This window comes from Vibrio sp. 10N.247.310.24, assembly GCF_041467175.1.
Classification (GTDB): domain Bacteria; phylum Pseudomonadota; class Gammaproteobacteria; order Enterobacterales; family Vibrionaceae; genus Vibrio; species Vibrio tasmaniensis_A.
The window spans coordinates 1-16,831 of the sequence record NZ_JBFSUD010000011.1; the positions used below are offsets into that span (position 1 = coordinate 1).

16 protein-coding genes and 1 other annotated feature are annotated in these 16,831 nt (G+C 45.0%); of the genes, 9 read left to right on the forward strand and 7 right to left on the reverse strand.

The window, feature by feature from the left end; genetic code table 11:
• Positions 1-319: 319 nt before the first annotated feature.
• Genes pgsA through uvrY form a run of 3 tightly spaced genes read right to left on the reverse strand, consistent with a single transcriptional unit; the run spans position 320 to position 3,416 of the window.
• Complete coding sequence (gene pgsA / locus AB6E08_RS05250; RefSeq protein ID WP_012604331.1) at positions 320-877, reverse strand: CDP-diacylglycerol--glycerol-3-phosphate 3-phosphatidyltransferase; 558 nt, start codon at positions 875-877, stop codon at positions 320-322.
• Between the two features lie 46 nt (positions 878-923).
• Entirely contained in the window at positions 924-2,756 is a 1,833-nt protein-coding gene (gene uvrC / locus AB6E08_RS05255) for an excinuclease ABC subunit UvrC (protein WP_029225627.1), read from the reverse strand.
• A 15-nt stretch (positions 2,757-2,771) separates the two neighbouring features.
• A complete protein-coding gene (uvrY, locus tag AB6E08_RS05260; RefSeq protein ID WP_004729778.1) occupies positions 2,772-3,416 on the reverse strand; it encodes a UvrY/SirA/GacA family response regulator transcription factor in 645 nt (214 codons plus the stop codon).
• A gap of 426 nt (positions 3,417-3,842) precedes the next feature.
• Between uvrY and AB6E08_RS05265 the strand changes: the two genes are divergently transcribed.
• Positions 3,843-6,206, forward strand: coding sequence for a DNA polymerase II (locus AB6E08_RS05265; protein WP_372063432.1), 2,364 nt, complete (start codon positions 3,843-3,845; stop codon positions 6,204-6,206).
• A 133-nt stretch (positions 6,207-6,339) separates the two neighbouring features.
• Here AB6E08_RS05265 and AB6E08_RS05270 read toward each other — a convergent pair whose 3' ends face one another.
• Positions 6,340-7,107, reverse strand: coding sequence for a nucleotidyltransferase (locus AB6E08_RS05270; protein WP_065111105.1), 768 nt, complete (start codon positions 7,105-7,107; stop codon positions 6,340-6,342).
• A gap of 137 nt (positions 7,108-7,244) precedes the next feature.
• Between AB6E08_RS05270 and yeiP the strand changes: the two genes are divergently transcribed.
• The 3 genes from yeiP to AB6E08_RS05285 all read left to right on the forward strand — a co-directional run bounded on the left by yeiP (position 7,245) and on the right by AB6E08_RS05285 (position 8,735).
• Positions 7,245-7,814, forward strand: a complete 570-nt coding sequence (yeiP, locus tag AB6E08_RS05275; protein ID WP_009848748.1) for an elongation factor P-like protein YeiP — start codon at positions 7,245-7,247, stop codon at positions 7,812-7,814.
• A gap of 10 nt (positions 7,815-7,824) precedes the next feature.
• Complete coding sequence (locus tag AB6E08_RS05280; protein ID WP_012604336.1) at positions 7,825-8,154, forward strand: HI1450 family dsDNA-mimic protein; 330 nt, start codon at positions 7,825-7,827, stop codon at positions 8,152-8,154.
• An 89-nt stretch (positions 8,155-8,243) separates the two neighbouring features.
• Entirely contained in the window at positions 8,244-8,735 is a 492-nt protein-coding gene (locus tag AB6E08_RS05285; protein WP_004729783.1) for an RNA methyltransferase, read from the forward strand.
• Between the two features lie 161 nt (positions 8,736-8,896).
• Here the strand turns inward: AB6E08_RS05285 and rluB are convergent, their stop codons facing one another.
• The 3 genes from rluB to rnm all read right to left on the reverse strand — a co-directional run bounded on the left by rluB (position 8,897) and on the right by rnm (position 11,622).
• The gene (rluB, locus tag AB6E08_RS05290; protein WP_004729784.1) at positions 8,897-9,925 is read right to left on the reverse strand and encodes a 23S rRNA pseudouridine(2605) synthase RluB; all 1,029 of its coding nucleotides are present in this window, start codon (positions 9,923-9,925) and stop codon (positions 8,897-8,899) included.
• Positions 9,926-10,084: 159 nt separating this feature from the next.
• Positions 10,085-10,705 (reverse strand): L-threonylcarbamoyladenylate synthase, encoded by a 621-nt coding sequence (locus AB6E08_RS05295; protein WP_009848751.1) that lies wholly within the window; start codon positions 10,703-10,705, stop codon positions 10,085-10,087.
• Between the two features lie 62 nt (positions 10,706-10,767).
• Positions 10,768-11,622: an RNase RNM gene (gene rnm / locus AB6E08_RS05300; protein ID WP_286293102.1), complete on the reverse strand. Its 855-nt coding sequence runs from the start codon at positions 11,620-11,622 to the stop codon at positions 10,768-10,770.
• A 120-nt stretch (positions 11,623-11,742) separates the two neighbouring features.
• Here rnm and AB6E08_RS05305 point away from each other — a divergent pair, with 120 nt between their 5' ends.
• The 5 genes from AB6E08_RS05305 (at position 11,743) to trpCF (ending at position 16,773) form a co-directional block, all read left to right on the forward strand.
• Positions 11,743-11,868 carry a trp operon leader peptide gene (locus tag AB6E08_RS05305; RefSeq protein WP_009848753.1) on the forward strand — a complete coding sequence of 42 codons (126 nt, stop codon included), beginning with the start codon at positions 11,743-11,745 and terminating at the stop codon, positions 11,866-11,868.
• Positions 11,815-11,929, forward strand: a sequence feature (Trp leader region). (Overlaps the previous gene by 54 nt.)
• 125 nt (positions 11,930-12,054) lie before the next feature.
• Positions 12,055-13,644: an anthranilate synthase component 1 gene (locus AB6E08_RS05310; RefSeq protein WP_372063436.1), complete on the forward strand. Its 1,590-nt coding sequence runs from the start codon at positions 12,055-12,057 to the stop codon at positions 13,642-13,644.
• Between the two features lie 2 nt (positions 13,645-13,646).
• Entirely contained in the window at positions 13,647-14,291 is a 645-nt protein-coding gene (locus AB6E08_RS05315) for an aminodeoxychorismate/anthranilate synthase component II (protein WP_102507490.1), read from the forward strand.
• Positions 14,292-14,300: 9 nt separating this feature from the next.
• Positions 14,301-15,296 carry an anthranilate phosphoribosyltransferase gene (gene trpD, locus AB6E08_RS05320; protein WP_372063438.1) on the forward strand — a complete coding sequence of 332 codons (996 nt, stop codon included), beginning with the start codon at positions 14,301-14,303 and terminating at the stop codon, positions 15,294-15,296.
• A 25-nt stretch (positions 15,297-15,321) separates the two neighbouring features.
• Positions 15,322-16,773, forward strand: coding sequence for a bifunctional indole-3-glycerol-phosphate synthase TrpC/phosphoribosylanthranilate isomerase TrpF (gene trpCF, locus AB6E08_RS05325; RefSeq protein ID WP_372063440.1), 1,452 nt, complete (start codon positions 15,322-15,324; stop codon positions 16,771-16,773).
• The last annotated feature ends 58 nt before the right edge of the window (positions 16,774-16,831 follow it).

A 16,831-nucleotide genomic window follows, 5' to 3' on the forward strand; every position in this document is an offset into this window, starting at 1 on the left:
AACCGAGGTCCACGGATTTGCAATCCGCTGCATAGCCACTCTGCCAAGGCGCCTTAATAACTCCAATCGAATCGCTTATTGCCATCCTCTTGGGTACGGGATGCATTCTACGGATTCGAGCGTTTGAGTCAATATTATTTTTGTATTTTTAATTCGTTTGAATAGATTTTATACGAAACAGGCTAAATGGCTGACTTTGTGTGCAAAGCACTTTGTGGACAGGCTATTCAAAGGCGATCTATATCACATTAGATATCCACTATTGATAACTTAACCTTAGGTTAAAGATCAAAAAAGCGAGCCTCAGCTCGCTTCTTCATCAATGATGTTTTTCGTCTAACAAATCGTCTTTGGCAGCCATCAAGTATTGCGCCATTGACCAGTAGGTAAGAACGGTTGCAACATAGAGCGCAATGTAACCTACCCACACCATCCAGTCGTCGTATCGCCAGATAAGTACCCAAAGAGCGAACATCTGAGAAACGGTTTTCACTTTACCAACCCAAGATACCGCAACGCTTGCACGTTTGCCGATTTCAGCCATCCATTCACGCAGCGCCGAGATGATAATTTCACGACCAATCATGGTCACCGCGGGAATAGTCACCCAGATCGAGTGATAGTGCTCGGTAACTAAGATAAGAGCAGTAGCAACGAGCACTTTATCCGCCACGGGGTCAATAAAGGCACCAAAGCGAGACGTTTGTCCTAGTTTACGAGCCAGCATGCCATCTAGCCAGTCAGTAAAACCCGCTACCCAAAACACCATTGCAGCAGCAAAAGGAGCCCATTCATAAGGTAGGTAAAAAACAACAACGAATACTGGGATTAAAAATAGTCTCAGTAAGGACAAAATGTTAGGTATATTCAAACGCATATTATTAGGCTCTTATCAATTGCGCTTTAATGGTGCGGGATTTTTACTATTGTTTCAATGCTTGATAAATGTTTTCTGCCAAAGAATGACTAATGCCCGGCACTTTGGCTATTTCTTCGACAGTTGCACGCTTAAGTTCTTGTAAGCCACCCATATATTTCAACAAAGATTGACGACGTTTCGGCCCTACCCCTTCAATGCCTTCCAAAGCACTGGTTCGGCGAGTTTTACCTCGTTTCGCTCTGTGCCCTGCTATCGCGTGATTATGGCTTTCATCACGAATGTGCTGGATAAGGTGCAACGCTGGCGCATCACTGGGTAAATTGAACTCTTCGCCTTCAAGAGTCACCAAGGTTTCTAAACCCGGTTTACGCGTAACCCCTTTGGCTATACCCATCATTCTTGGTCGAAATGGCCAATCACCCCAATATTGAGAAATGATCTCATGAGCGCGGTTGAGCTGACCTTTACCACCGTCGATAAAAATGATGTCTGGAATTTTATCGACATCAAGTTGCTTCGAGTAACGCCTCTCAAGAGCCTGAGCCATGGCCGCATAGTCATCACCACCAGTAATCCCGGTGATGTTGTAACGACGGTATTCGGGTTTAACCGGCCCTTCTTGATTGAACACCACACAAGACGCAATTGTGCTTTCACCCATGGTATGACTGATATCGAAACATTCCATTCGTTTAATCGCATCCATCGACAACACTTCTTGAAGCTCTTTAAAGCGCTGGTTGATGGTCATCTTGTGATTAATCTTGGTGGTAATAGCCGTCAATGCATTGGTATTCGACAGTTTAAGGTAACGACCTCGAGTACCTGAAGGGTTGGTATTAAAGTGAATCTTACGACCCGCCACTTCACACAAGGCTTCTTGAATCGGAGTGACATCTTCCATCAAATCGGCATTGAGAATCAAACGAGTTGGGATGGTTCTCGCTTCATTATGCGCAAGATAGTATTGGCTTAAAAAGCTCGAAAAAACCTCTTCTCGCACCGTATTGTTGGGAATTTTAGGGAAATGGCTTCTACTGCCTAAAACCTTGCCTTGGCGAATCATCAAGATATGAATACACGCTACGCCATTCTCTTGAGCAAAGCCCAACACGTCCATATCTTCCATTGAATCGTCGGATACATATTGTTGTTCTTGCACGCGTCGAATCGCTTGGATTTGGTCACGGAACGCGGCAGCTTGCTCAAAGCGAAGCTCTCGGCTTGCTGTGTCCATCTTTTCGATGAGCGTCTCAAGGACTAACTTGTCCTTCCCTTGCAAGAACAGACGAACGTAGTCGATAAGTTCACTGTACTCTTCATCAGAGATGATTGAGCTGACACATGGCGCAGCACAACGGCCAATCTGATACATCAAACACGGGCGCGTTCTGTTGGCATAAACCGTATCTTCACACTGGCGAGCAGGAAAGATTTTTTGTAGTAGGTGCAACGTCTCACGCACAGCGCCGGAATCAGGGTAAGGACCAAAGTATTCGCCCTTTTTCTTTTTAGCACCACGATGCATCGACAAGCGAGGATGCTTGTGACCGCTAATAAAAATATAAGGGTACGACTTATCATCACGCAAAAGTACGTTGTATTTAGGCAAGTACTGCTTGATGTAGTTATGCTCAAGGATGAGCGCTTCTGTTTCCGTGTGCGTTACAGTGACATCGATCTTGTCAATATTGCTGACTAAAGCGCGTGTTTTTTCACTGTCGACTTTTTTACGGAAATAACTGGAAAGGCGTTTTTTGAGGTTCTTAGCTTTACCGACGTAAATAACAACAGCCTCGGCGTTATACATTCGATAAACGCCGGGCTGCTCTGTTACTGTCTTGAGGAATGAGACTGAGTCAAACAAGTTGGTCACTATACGATCTCAGTGTTAAAGGGTCTCAGTGTCTAACATTCCATGTCTAATCGCTAAATGCGTCAGCTCTACATCGCCACTGATATCCAGCTTACTGAACAAGCGGTAGCGGTAACTGTTGACTGTTTTAGGACTTAGATTGAGTTGTTCTGAAATATCCGTCACTTTCTGACCTTTGGTAATCATCATCATGATTTGAAGTTCACGTTCAGATAAGTCTGCGAATGGATTTTCAGACGCAGGCGAGAATTGGCTCAAAGCCATCTGCTGCGCAATTTCTGGCGAAATGTATCGTTGGCCACTATTAACCACTCGAATTGCATTTACCATTTCATCCGGACCTGCCCCTTTAGTAAGGTAACCAGCAGCTCCAGCTTGCATCACTTTAGTTGGAAACGGATTTTCCGTATGAACAGTTAAAACGATGATTTTAACATCAGGGTTGAAACGCAAGATTTTCTTGGTTGCTTCTAAGCCACCAATACCAGGCATATTCATATCCATCAAAATAACGTCAGTATTGTTAGTACGACACCATTTTGCAGCATCTTCACCGCTTTCAGCTTCCCCTGCTACGTTCATTCCACGGACGTCTTCAATAATACGTCGTATCCCTGTGCGAACCAGCTCGTGATCATCTACAAGGAAAACATTTATCAAACTTGTATCTCCACACTATTAATTGGCTCTGCAACCACTGTGTCATTTCATCTGTTTGAAACAATTGAACAAAGGAACAGTGAATCGCAGCATTGAGTATATCTTAACTTAATTACTAAAAAAAAGCTCTGTTGAATATGTGCTGAAACACGAACTTTAGCAAGTACTTATTAACAAATAAGCAAACTAAAACAACAAGCTTTTTCTAAAAATCAACCAGTTAAAACAACACCCAATAAAATTACACAAGATAAAGATATTTTCAATACCATTGAATAGCCATTCGCGACAATTTCACTTATTTGCTTATAGAGTCCCGTTATTTGCCTCTGTTAACTAGAATTTAGTTAGTATTTTTGCTGCCTGTTATGCGCTGAGGGTCGCTAGGTGGTAGTATTCGATTCCCAATTTCAATAGGTTACTACATTGGATATTCAGCAAGGCTTTGTACTCACAAGACAAGCAAGAGACTTTTCAGGGCGCACACAAATCGACTTGTGGTTAAGCACCCCTCAAGGCCCTACGCTACTGACTATTCAAAATGAAAAGCCTGTATTTTTTGTCGCGCAAACTGATGTTGAAGCATGTCAGGCTATCGCAGCGAAAGAGTCTATCAATTGCCAGTTAAAGCCTTTGGAGCTAGCAACATTTGACCAAACACCTCTCGCCGCATGTTACACCTCTCTGTCGAGAAGTAGCTTTGGTTTAGCGCAAGCCTTTCACAGCGAAGAAATTCAGATCTTTGAAAGCGATATTCGACTCGCCGATCGATATCTGATGGAACGCTTTATCAAGGGCAGTATCGAATTCACAGGCACTATCACTCCAAAAAGACAGCATCGCAGAGTATCGAACGCAAAATGCCGAGCTGGCGATTACTTGCCAAACTTGTCTGTGGTTTCGCTTGATATTGAGTGTTCGGAAAAAGGTGTGCTTTATTCCATCGGCCTAGACAGTCCAATGGATAGCCGAGTGATCATGATTGGCGATCCACAAGAAGCAGACACCAATATCCAATGGGTTGCTAACGAGAAAGCGCTGCTTGAAGCTATGATTGCGTGGTTCTCTGAGTTTGACCCAGACATCATCATCGGTTGGAATGTCATTGATTTCGACTTTAGGCTGCTGCACAAACGTTCAGAATGGAACGAAGTGAAACTCAGTATTGGTCGCGACAATCAACCGAGCTTCTTTCGCAGCTCCGCACAAAACCAGCAGGGATTCATTACCATTCCTGGTCGCGTGGTCTTAGATGGTATCGATACGCTTAAAACAGCAACCTACCATTTCAGGTCATGGTCTCTTGAATCGGTGTCACAAGAGTTACTGGGCGAAGGCAAAGACATTCATAATGTTCATGACCGCATGGATGAAATCAATCGAATGTTTAAGTTCGATAAACCTTCACTTGCCAAGTACAACCTTCAAGACTGTGTGCTAGTAAACCGAATCTTCGAACACACTCACCTACTCGATTTTGCTATTGAACGTTCTCGCTTAACTGGTGTTGAACTTGATCGCGTTGGCGGCTCTGTCGCTGCTTTTACTAACTTATACATGCCTCAGATACACCGAGCGGGTTACGTCGCGCCGAACTTAGAGCCTGAGAACTGGATCGCTAGCCCCGGTGGTTATGTGATGGATTCGATTCCCAACCTTTATGACTCTGTGTTGGTACTCGATTTTAAGAGCCTTTACCCATCGATCATTCGTTCTTTCTTAATTGACCCGATGGGGTTAATTGAAGGACTAAAGTTAGAGTTAGGCTCTGAAGAAGACCAAGCAGTGGCTGGGTTTCGTGGCGGTCAATTCCACCGCTCTAAGCACTTTCTACCAGAGATGATCGAAAATCTCTGGGCAGCGCGTGATGTCGCAAAGAAAAATAACGAGAAAGCTTTTTCTCAGGCGATTAAGATCATCATGAACTCTTTCTATGGTGTGCTGGGTTCTTCTGGTTGTCGTTTCTTTGATACTCGATTGGCGTCATCGATCACCATGCGTGGTCATGAGATCATGAAGCAAACCAAGGTTCTGATCGAAGATAAAGGGTATCAAGTAATTTACGGAGATACCGATTCAACTTTCGTGTCTCTTAATGGCAGTTTTGAGCAAGAACAAGCAGACGAGATTGGTCACTCTCTTGTGGCTTACATCAACGACTGGTGGACGAATCACCTGAAAGAGGTCTACAACCTCACCTCGATACTTGAATTGGAATACGAAACTCACTATCGCAAGTTTCTAATGCCGACAATTCGGGGCTCTGAGACAGGATCGAAGAAACGTTATGCAGGCTTAATCAATCAAGGTGACCAAGAGAAGATCATTTTTAAAGGCCTTGAAAGTGCACGAACCGATTGGACGCCTCTCGCACAACAGTTCCAACAAACCTTGTATGAGATGGTCTTTCACGACCAAGATCCAAGTGATTATGTTAGACAGTTTGTCGATGAAACATCCGCAGGCAAACACGATGACCTACTGGTTTATCAAAAGCGCTTGCGCCGTAAATTGCATGAATACCAGAAGAACATTCCGCCACAGGTTCGCGCAGCAAGATTAGCCGATGAGATCAATGCTCAGCTCGGTCGCCCACTTCAATACCAAAACAAAGGACGTATTGAATATTTGATTACGCTGAGTGGCCCTGAGCCCAAGGAGTATTTGAAGAGCGGTATCGATTATCAACATTACATCGACAAGCAGATTAAACCGGTCGCAGAAGCAATTTTGCCGTTTATAGGATTGGATTTTGAAAGAGTTAGCGGGCAGCAGCTAGGTCTGTTCTAGATTGAATTCTCTTTTCGAAGCGACATGAGACTCGAGATATCTATTAAAGCTCGAGCCAGACATAAAAACGAAAATAACAGAGGAGTGCTTAACTCGCTCTGCTTTTTCATATCAATGGATAGCTTACGAAGCTCTACCCGATTCGAAACTCAGTTTTCTGATACTGCTTAACCAGCCATTCACCAAAACCATCAAGAATTCCTATCACTGAACGTTTTGGAATCGCTCGCCCAGACAGCAATATACCCAACCTTTGAATCTCAACTTCTTTCTCTGGATGATATCTCAAGAACTGTTGACCGCACTCCATAGGCGCATCGAACCAGTTCTTATCTCGGTACATAATCAAAGAGTAACTGGCTCGCAGAAGCTTCTTGGCAATAATCACCTGCGCGGCGACTTGTTGTTCTGGCGTTGTTGCTCGGGCAATCTTATTACGATAAACCGCTAACCAATTCTCCGCGTCCATATTCCAGTGTTTGGCAATTTCCCAACTCGTTTCGAAATCGCCATAGCAGTCTGATAAATCTTCACCATGCACACACACAGCTAAATGCTTAAGCATGAAGCCCCAGGTAAAGATATTGTCGAAATCAACTATCTCGCTCACCAAGGTGGTTTTGATCGCCACTTGAGTGACCTGAGGGAAGCTCTTTTGGAAGCGCCATTTGATGGTATTCAGCAGCGTGGTTCGTTGATCTGGGAAAGGACGATGGGTAACCACAACCACATCTAGATTCGAGCGACCGACAACGGCTTGTTTGCGTGCCACGCTGCCATAAACATAGACACTGTGCAGATTAGAACCTAACCCACCTTTTAGAAAGGTAATCAGATCGTTAACCACAGGTTGAAATTCAGGTTGAAATGGCTGAGTTGGGTCAATAACAGGTAGCTGCATAGGTCGTTTCGGTAAATAAAATAATGATTTAACTGTCTCTCTATGATCGCTTAGGTGACTTTATGATTCAAGCTATTCCTATTTATAGCATCTACGAGATATAATCACCGGATAGACCCAATAAGGACAAACACAAAATGCCTAGAGCAAGTGAGATTAAAAAAGGTTTTGCGATCAATGTTGATGGCAAAACAGTACTAGTTAAAGATATCGAAGTAACAACACCAGGTGGCCGTGGCGGTCAAAAGATTTACCGCTTCCGTGGTCACGATGTAGCAACTGGCGTTAAAACAGAAGTTCGTCACAAGGCTGACGAAATCGTTGAAACGATCGACGTAACTAAGCGTGCAGTGATGTTCTCTTACGTTGATGGCAACGAGTACATCTTCATGGATAACGAAGATTACACACAATTCATCTTCAACGGTGAAATGATCGAAGACGAACTGCTGTTCATCAACGAAGATACGCAAGGTATGTACGCGATTCTTATCGACGGTACTGCGGCGACTCTTGAGCTACCAACTTCAGTTGAGCTAGTAATCGAAGAGACAGACCCTTCAATCAAAGGTGCATCTGCTTCAGCTCGTACTAAGCCAGCTCGTCTGTCTACAGGCCTTACTGTTCAAGTTCCTGAGTACATTGCAACTGGCGACAAAGTTGTTGTGAACACAGCTGAACGTAAATACATGAACCGCGCAAGCTAAGATATTTATTATGACCGAAGCTAACGACCTAATGTCTTACGACGACGCAATTGACACTGCATACGACATCTTTCTAGAGATGGCTGCTGATAACCTTGAACCTGCAGACGTGATCTTATTCACGGCTCAGTTTGAAGATCGTGGCGCTGCAGAACTTGTTGAAACTGGTGACGATTGGGTTGAACATGTTGGCTTTGAAGTCGACAAAGAGATCTACGCTGAAGTACGCATTGGTCTTGTAAATGAAGCTGATGATGTCTTAGATGACGTATTCGCTCGTCTACTGATCAGCCGTGACCCTGAACACAAGTTCTGTCACATGTTGTGGAAACGCGACTAGGCTCTTCTTAAACCAGCTCAGAGTACTGAGCTGGTTTTCTTACGACTTCATAGCCTCATCACTTTACCAAACTGCAACTCTACAAAATTATGACCAAAGCAAAGACAGATACCCTATCCAAAGGCTATGCCTGTGTTGGATTAGTAAATCCCAAAACCCCTGAAAATGTTGGCTCAGTAATGCGAGCAGCTGGTTGCTACGGAGCAAACTCTGTATTTTATACTGGCACCCGTTATGACCACGCTCGACAATTTCATACCGACACCAAAGAAAAGCATCTTGAGTTGCCTTTGATTGGTGTTGAAGATCTTAAAGATATTATTCCTGTTGGCTGCGTGCCCATCGCAGTTGATTTAATAGAAGGCGCTAAGCCTCTGCCTGATTATAAGCACCCACCTCGTGCTTTTTATATCTTCGGCCCTGAAGATGGGACTCTGAAAAAAGAGATCACAGACTTCTGTCGTGAAACCATCTACGTTCCGACTAATGGCTGCATGAACCTTGCTGCTGCGGTTAATGTTATTCTGTATGACCGCATGGCGAAGGGTGACAATTTCTCTAATCATTTGAAAGTGACCTAATATCAATCGTAGCGAGTCAGCCGAGTTGGCTAAGCACTTCTACCTGATCAAGCACTCCCACATGATTTGAACTGCGCCATATTCAAGACATAAAAAAACCTGCTAAGTTAGCAGGTTTTTTTGTATTCGAAACGTTGGATTAAGCTTCAGAATCCACGTAATTACTTACGTGATCTTGGCTTAGCCGGTTTAGCCGGGCGTCCGTTGTTCAGTTTAGGCTTTTTGGTAGCCTGAGGTTTGCCATTGGTCGCTGGAGCACTACGGCCTGAATCAGGTGTTGTAGTACCGCGAGTTGCAGGCTTCTTACGCTTAGTCTGGTTGCTACGGCCTTTAGGAGCATTTGCACGCTCTTCGTGACGCTTAACAGCGCGACGAATTTTTTGGCTACGAGAACGCTCACGCTTACGAGAAGTGTTTGCAGGATCAAGATCCAACAGTGTCTCTTTTTCTGGCTGAAGTTCAACAAGCTCTCGCAAGTAGTTTACTTCTTGAAGATCTAGCTCTTTCCAACCGCCACGAGGCAGTTTCTTATCAAGGTAGATATCACCGTAACGTACACGTTTCAGACGGCTTACTGTTGTTTCTTGTGATTCCCAAAGACGACGAACCTCACGGTTACGACCTTCGTTAATTGCTACGTAGAAAGTATGGTTCATACCTTCACCGCCAGCGTAAACCACATCTTCGAAACGAGCCATACCATCTTCAAGTTGAACGCCACGAGTCACGTTCTTAACTTTTTGCTCAGTTACTTCACCAAATACACGTACTAGGTACTCACGCTCAACCTGACGGCTTGGGTGCATTAGGCGGTTAGCTAGTTCACCATCGGTTGTGAACAACAGTAGGCCTGATGTGTTTGCATCAAGACGACCAACTGAAATCCAACGAGAACCACGGATCTTAGGTAGACGATCGAAAACAGTACGGCGACCTTCAGGATCGTGACGAGTACAAAGCTCACCTTCAGGTTTGTAGTAAGCAAGTACACGACAAACCACTTCTTCAGAGGCTTTGCCTGTAATAGTGTGGCCATCGATACGGATCACTGAGTTCTCGTCTTCAAGACGCTCACCCAATTTCGCAACTTGACCGTTAACACTTACACGACCAGATTTGATTAAACCTTCTAGTTCACGACGAGAACCGTGACCAGCTCGCGCTAAAACCTTCTGTAATTTTTCGCTCATTTACTCTTTTCTACCTAATTGTCGTCTTCACAGACGTCGAATGAATTTTTCGCGACCAAATCGCGGTCGCGTATTATCGCAAATAACCTGCCAAAAAGCACTTGTTATTTACTGTGGCAGGTTTGCTGTTTCGTTACAGACTGTTAATCAGTAACGCTATTATTCAAACGGCGCTGGATCACCGGCACCACGACGTAAAACAACGGCGTCATCGTCACTGAAGTCAATAACCGTGGTTGGTTGTTCACCTAAGTAGCCGCCATTCAAAATGACATCAACCGCATGCTCTAGGCTGTCGCGAATTTCTTCTGGATCCGATTCAGTGGTCTCGTTACCCGGAAGAATCAGAGACGTCGACATCAATGGCTCGCCCATTGCTTCTAGAAGATCTAGGGCAATTTTGTTGTCCGGTACACGAATACCGATCGTTTTACGCTTAGCGTTCATCAAACGCTTTGGCACTTCTTTTGTTGCTTTGAAAATAAACGTGTAAGCACCTGGCGTGTGCGCCTTAAGCAGGCGGAAAGCCACGTTATCGACTCGTGCATACAGTGACAACTCAGAAAGATCACGGCATAACAAAGTGAAATTGTGCTTATCATCGATTCGACGAATTTTACAGATGCGTTCGAGTGCTTGTTTATTCTCAAGCTGACAACCCAGTGCATAACCTGAATCTGTTGGATAAACCACAACGCCGCCATTGCGAATAATCGCAACCGCTTGAGTAATTAAGCGTGCTTGTGGGTTATCTGGGTGTACATAAAAAAACTGGCTCATTGTTGATCCTCGTTATCGAATCTCTCGACTCTATCATCAGAAGGAGCTGGTTCACCTAAAGACTATTCAGATGGTGAAACCGTTTGAAACTCCCAATCTTTCCATACTTCTTCGACCCCAGAAGGTAGCCAGAGATTACGTCCAAGTTCCATCCATGGGGATGGGTAATGGAAGTCGCTGCCTTGGGAGGCTAATAGTTTGTATTGTATAGCATAATCCGCAAGTGTGCGTCTTTCTTGTTGTGCTTGCTGAGGTTGAGCCACTTCCATAGCGTCACCATTTGCTTCAACAAATGCAGCGAGAAGGCGTTTAACCCACTTGGCAGTAAGGCCATATCGCGCAGGGTGAGCTAATACCGCTTGACCACCAGCCGCATGAATAGCCGTGACAGCATCACTCATTGAGCACCATGTTGGCGGCACATAACCTGGATTGTTGCGCGTAAGAAACTTTTTAAACACCTGCTGCATGGTTTTCGCGTAGCCATTGTCGACTAACCATTTCGCAAAGTGTGCTCGAGTAATTGGTGCATCACCTGCAATCAACTTAACCTCTTCTAACACACCTTCACGAGTCGCTTTCTCGAGTCGCTGAGCAATCATCTCAGCACGCCCAATACGATGAAGCTTTTGTTGTTCAATTAATGCTTTCAATTCTGGTGATTCAGGATCGACGTTTAACCCAACAATATGGATATCTTTGTTTTGCCAAACGGTTGAGATCTCGATGCCGTTAATCAACTGAATAGGAAGATTGTTATCAGCAATATAGCTGCGTGCTTCTGCAAGCCCATCAGTCGTATCATGATCTGTAATCGCTAACGCTTCGATGTTAAAGCCTAGCGCTCGGTCAATCAGTTCAGGTGGAGTAAGTCGGCCATCTGAGGCTGTTGTATGACTATGTAGATCAATTCTCATATATTCTTTTTCATTGTTTTCAATTTTTATCGTTATATTTGTGTCAACGCACTTGACCTTCAAGAGTAAAACTAGTTAACTAGTACACAAATACGAAGTATCACATTTGATAGGTTCACTATGTTACAAGAATTTAACCAAAACCATAAAGATAAAGTTTTAGAACTTTCTTCAGTAGAAGCAAGTTCAGAGCTTAATTGGTGGCGCACTTGGACAAGTTCTTGGTGGGCCAACGTGTACTTCTAATTAAACAGTTTGTTTATAAAAAAGTTATCACTAAGCCCGCTTTCATAGCGGGCTTTTTAATTTGTCGAACATCTCACATTCAACTGACTAACAAATCAACGAATTGACCATATTCTAGATTGGGTGAAAGGTATCTTTATGCGACTATGTACGGCAGGAAATTTAAAGAATCATAAAGGAGGTCTTGTGAACAAGGCCATTGAAATCAAAAAGCTGGGAACCATTGAGGTCATCAATTCTTCCGTTCCTTACTCGCAAGATCCAACCAGCGTTTTTCATACCCTGTGTGAAAACAAAACAGACAGTTTGCTGTTGGAATCGGCTGAGATTGAATCTAAACAGAACCTGACAAGCCTACTCCTTATCGACTCTGCTGTTCGCATCGTATGTCGCGGACATGAAGTAACCTTTCAAGCGTTGACTCAAAATGGTCAAGCGCTAATCGAACACCTAGCTCAAAACGTTAAAACAGAGATAAAATCTGACCTTACGGATAACGTATTGACGCTGACTTTTGTCGAACCAAGCAACGAATTAGACGAAGATTCACGTTTAAGAGAAGCGTCTTCATTCGATGCACTGCGTTTGGTTCAGCACAGCTTTGAGCAAGACGTGGATAACAAACACGCGCTATTCATGGCGGGTCTATTCGCTTACGACATCGTGGCAAACTTTGAGCCACTCGGTGATGCTGAAGCAACCAACAATTGTCCTGACTTTGTCTTCTACGTAGCTGAAACACTATTACGTTTCGACCACCAAGAAAACGAAGGCCTGCTTCACGCGAGCTTGTTTGCTCAAGATGAAAGCATCAAAGCGCAATTAACAGACCGCCTAGTCGACATTCAGACTCAATGTCAGTCATTGAAAGCCATCACAGAAGTTACGCCGCTCGACAATGTTGACGCTGTACCAAGCGTTTCAGATGAAGACTTCTGCCAAACGGTTCGTGATTTAAAAGAATACGTCGTTAAAGGCGATGTATTCCAAGTGGTACCTTCACGTCGCTTTACGCTACCTTGCCCTGCTCCACTGGCGGCTTACAAAGAACTCAAGCAAAGTAATCCAAGCCCTTACATGTTCTACATGCAAGACGAGCTGTTTACTCTGTTTGGTGCTTCTCCAGAAAGTGCACTGAAGTACGAAACTGATACCAACCAAATCGAAATTTACCCAATTGCTGGTACTCGTCGTCGTGGTAAGCGCCCGAATGGTCAAATTGATTTCGACCTAGATAGCCGCATTGAACTTGAACTGCGTACCGACAAGAAAGAAAACGCTGAACACATGATGCTGGTCGACCTAGCACGTAACGATGTAGCACGTATCGCAGAAGCTGGCACTCGCCACGTAGCAGACTTGCTGAAAGTTGATCGCTACAGCCATGTAATGCACTTGGTTTCTCGTGTTGTTGGTCAGCTCCGTGAAGACTTAGATGCCCTACACGCTTACCAAGCTTGTATGAACATGGGTACGCTAACGGGTGCACCAAAAATCCGCGCAATGCAGCTTATCCGTGACGTAGAAAAAACGCGTCGTGGTAGCTACGGTGGTGCAGTCGGTTACCTAACCGGTGAAGGCACTTTAGATACTTGTATCGTAATTCGTTCTGCTTACGTTGAAGATGGCGTAGCACAAGTACAAGCGGGCGCGGGCGTGGTGTTCGACTCTGACCCACAAGCAGAAGCAGATGAAACGCGCGGCAAAGCTCAAGCGGTCATCTCTGCGATTCAAGCAGCTCATACTAAAAACCTAACAAGTAATAAGGAGTCGTAATCATGGCTGATATTGTATTCATCGATAACTTCGACTCGTTCACTTACAACCTTGTAGACCAGTTTCGTTCACTGGGTCACAGCGTGAAAATTTACCGTAACAACATTCCGGCAAAGGTTGTTGAAGCGGCGATCAACGAACTAGACAACCCTGTTGCACTGCTTTCGCCAGGCCCAGGCGCTCCGGCTGATGCGGGCTGCATGCCTGAGCTGATTCAGCTACTAAAAGGCAAAGTGCCAATGATTGGTATTTGCTTAGGCCACCAAGCGATTGTTGAAGCCTACGGTGGCACCGTTGCAGGCGCTGGCGAAATCATTCATGGTAAGGTGTCGATGATGGAACACCAAAATCATGCGACTTACCAAGGCTTACCTTCGCCGCTGGCTATCGCTCGCTACCACTCTTTAGTAGCAACGCATGTATCTGATAGCCTAACGGTGACCGCTGAAGTCGATGATTTGGTAATGTCTGTGGTTCAAGAACAAGACAAGGTTTGTGGATTCCAATTCCACCCTGAATCAATTATGACGACCTACGGTGCAACGCTTCTTGCGAACGCTATCGAATGGGCTCTTGAGAAACCTATTCATTTAGAGAAAAGCTCTCCCCTTGAGAAGACAGCCACTCTTGACCAAAAGACTAACTAGGAAACGATCATGGAACAGATTAATAAACTTTACGAACAGCAGTCTCTTACTCAAGAAGAAAGCCAACAGTTATTTGATGTGATCATCAAGGGTGAACTTGACCCAATCTTGATGGCTTCTGCTCTGACTGCATTGAAAATCAAAGGCGAAACGCCTGATGAGATCGCTGGCGCGGCGAAAGCACTGCTTGCCAATGCAAACCCGTTCCCACGCCCTGATTACGATTTCGCTGACATCGTAGGTACAGGTGGCGACGGTCACAACACCATCAACATTTCTACAACTTCTGCATTTGTAGCAGCAGCGTGTGGCTTAAAAATAGCTAAGCACGGCAACCGCAGCGTATCGAGCAAATCAGGATCTTCTGACTTACTGGATTCGTTCTGTATTAACCTAGCGATGACAGCAGAAGACACTCGTACTGCAGTCGACGAGCTTGGCGTAGCATTCCTATTTGCTCCGCAATATCACGTCGGTGTACGTCACGCGATGCCTGTTCGTCAAACAATGAAAACACGCACTATCTTCAACATCCTTGGCCCACTGATTAACCCTGCTCGCCCTAACATCGAGTTAATGGGTGTTTACAGCAAAGAGCTAGTACGCCCTATCGCGGAAACCATGCTGCAAATGGGTATGAAGCGCGCGGCAGTTGTTCACGGTAGCGGCCTTGATGAAGTAGCTATTCACGGCGAAACCATCGTTGCTGAAATTAAAGATGGCGAAATTCACGAGTACACAGTGACACCGGCAGACTTTGGTTTGAACACTCACCCTCTTGAAGCAATCAAGGGTGGCGAGCCAGAAGAGAACAAAGCCATCACAACCGATATCCTTACGGGTAAAGGCACTGATGCTCAAGTTGGCGCAGTGGCCGTCAACGTTGCTCTATTGATGCGTCTATTTGGTCACGAAGATCTAAAAGCCAACGCACAGCAAGCGATTGACGCGATGAACTCTGGCAAAGCGTACGAGCTTGTCCAAAAGCTTGCTTCGCACGCCTAACGAACGACGAATTGAGACAAAGAACATGACACAGACTACCGATAAACTGTCGACCCACGTTTCAGTCAAAGAAGCTGAAATGGCGGAAGTACTAGCAAAAATCGTTCGTGACAAATACCAATGGGTTGAAGCGCGTAAGCAGACCCAACCACTGGACGAGTTTAAAGCGGCGTTAACCGCAACAGACCGCAGCTTTTATGATGCTCTGAGCGGAGAACAAACCGTTTTCATCACTGAATGTAAGAAGGCATCTCCGTCTAAAGGTTTAATCCGTGACGAGTTTGATTTGGACTACATTGCATCGGTTTACAACAACCACGCCAACGCGATTTCAGTGCTGACAGACGAGAAATACTTCCAAGGTGACTTTGAGTTTTTACCTAAGGTTCGCAGCATTGCTAAGCAGCCTATCCTGTGTAAAGACTTCATGGTTGATACCTACCAAGTTTACTTAGCTCGTCACTACTCTGCAGATGCTATCTTGTTGATGCTATCGGTATTAGATGACGAAGAGTACCAAGCACTGGCGGAAGTTGCTCACTCGCTCAACATGGGTGTCCTAACCGAAGTCAGTAACGAAGAAGAGCTTCACCGTGCAGTCGCTTTAAAAGCAAAAGTGATCGGTATTAATAACCGTAACCTGCGTGACCTTTCGACGGATTTGAACCGTACTAAAGAGTTGGCTCCGCTGGTTCGCGAACTGGCTCCAAACGCAGTCGTGATTTCAGAGTCTGGCATCTACACACATCAACAAGTTCGAGACCTTTCAACGTTTGCAGATGGTTTCTTAATCGGCAGCTCTCTGATGGCTGAAAAGAACCTAGAGCTTGCAGTGCGTAAAGTAACACTCGGTGAAAACAAGGTGTGTGGTTTAACTCACTCTGACGATGCCGCGAAGGCTCATCAAGCTGGTGCGGTGTTCGGTGGTTTGATTTTCGTTGAAGCGTCTAAGCGTCATGTGGATATCGAAGCGGCTCGTTTAACCATGAGTGGCGCACCGCTGAACTACGTGGGTGTGTTCCAAAACCACAGCGTAGCAGACGTTACGAAAACGGTATCTGAGCTAGGCCTATTCGCTGTGCAACTGCACGGTGATGAGTCTCAAGCATTTGTTGATGAGTTAAAACAATCAATACCTGAAAGCGTTGAGATTTGGAAAGCTTACGGTGTGGCTTCTGGTGGTGAAAACGGTGCTAAAAGCGCGCTACCAGAATTACTGAAAAGCAACGTGACTCGTCACCTGCTAGATACTAAAGTGGGTTCTCAAACGGGTGGTACTGGCCAAGCGTTCGATTGGAGCCTAATCAACAACCAAAGCGCAATTATGTTAGCGGGTGGCTTAAACCCAGAAAACGCTAACCAAGCCGCTAAGTTAGGTTGTTTAGGATTAGACCTAAACTCTGGCGTTGAATCCGCTCCAGGTAAAAAAGACGCAGACAAACTGCAACGCGCTTTTGCAGCGATTCGTAATTACTAGCACAAGCTCGCGCTAGAAATTAGAAAGCAGAAACTAAAAACATATTTGTGGGCTTTGC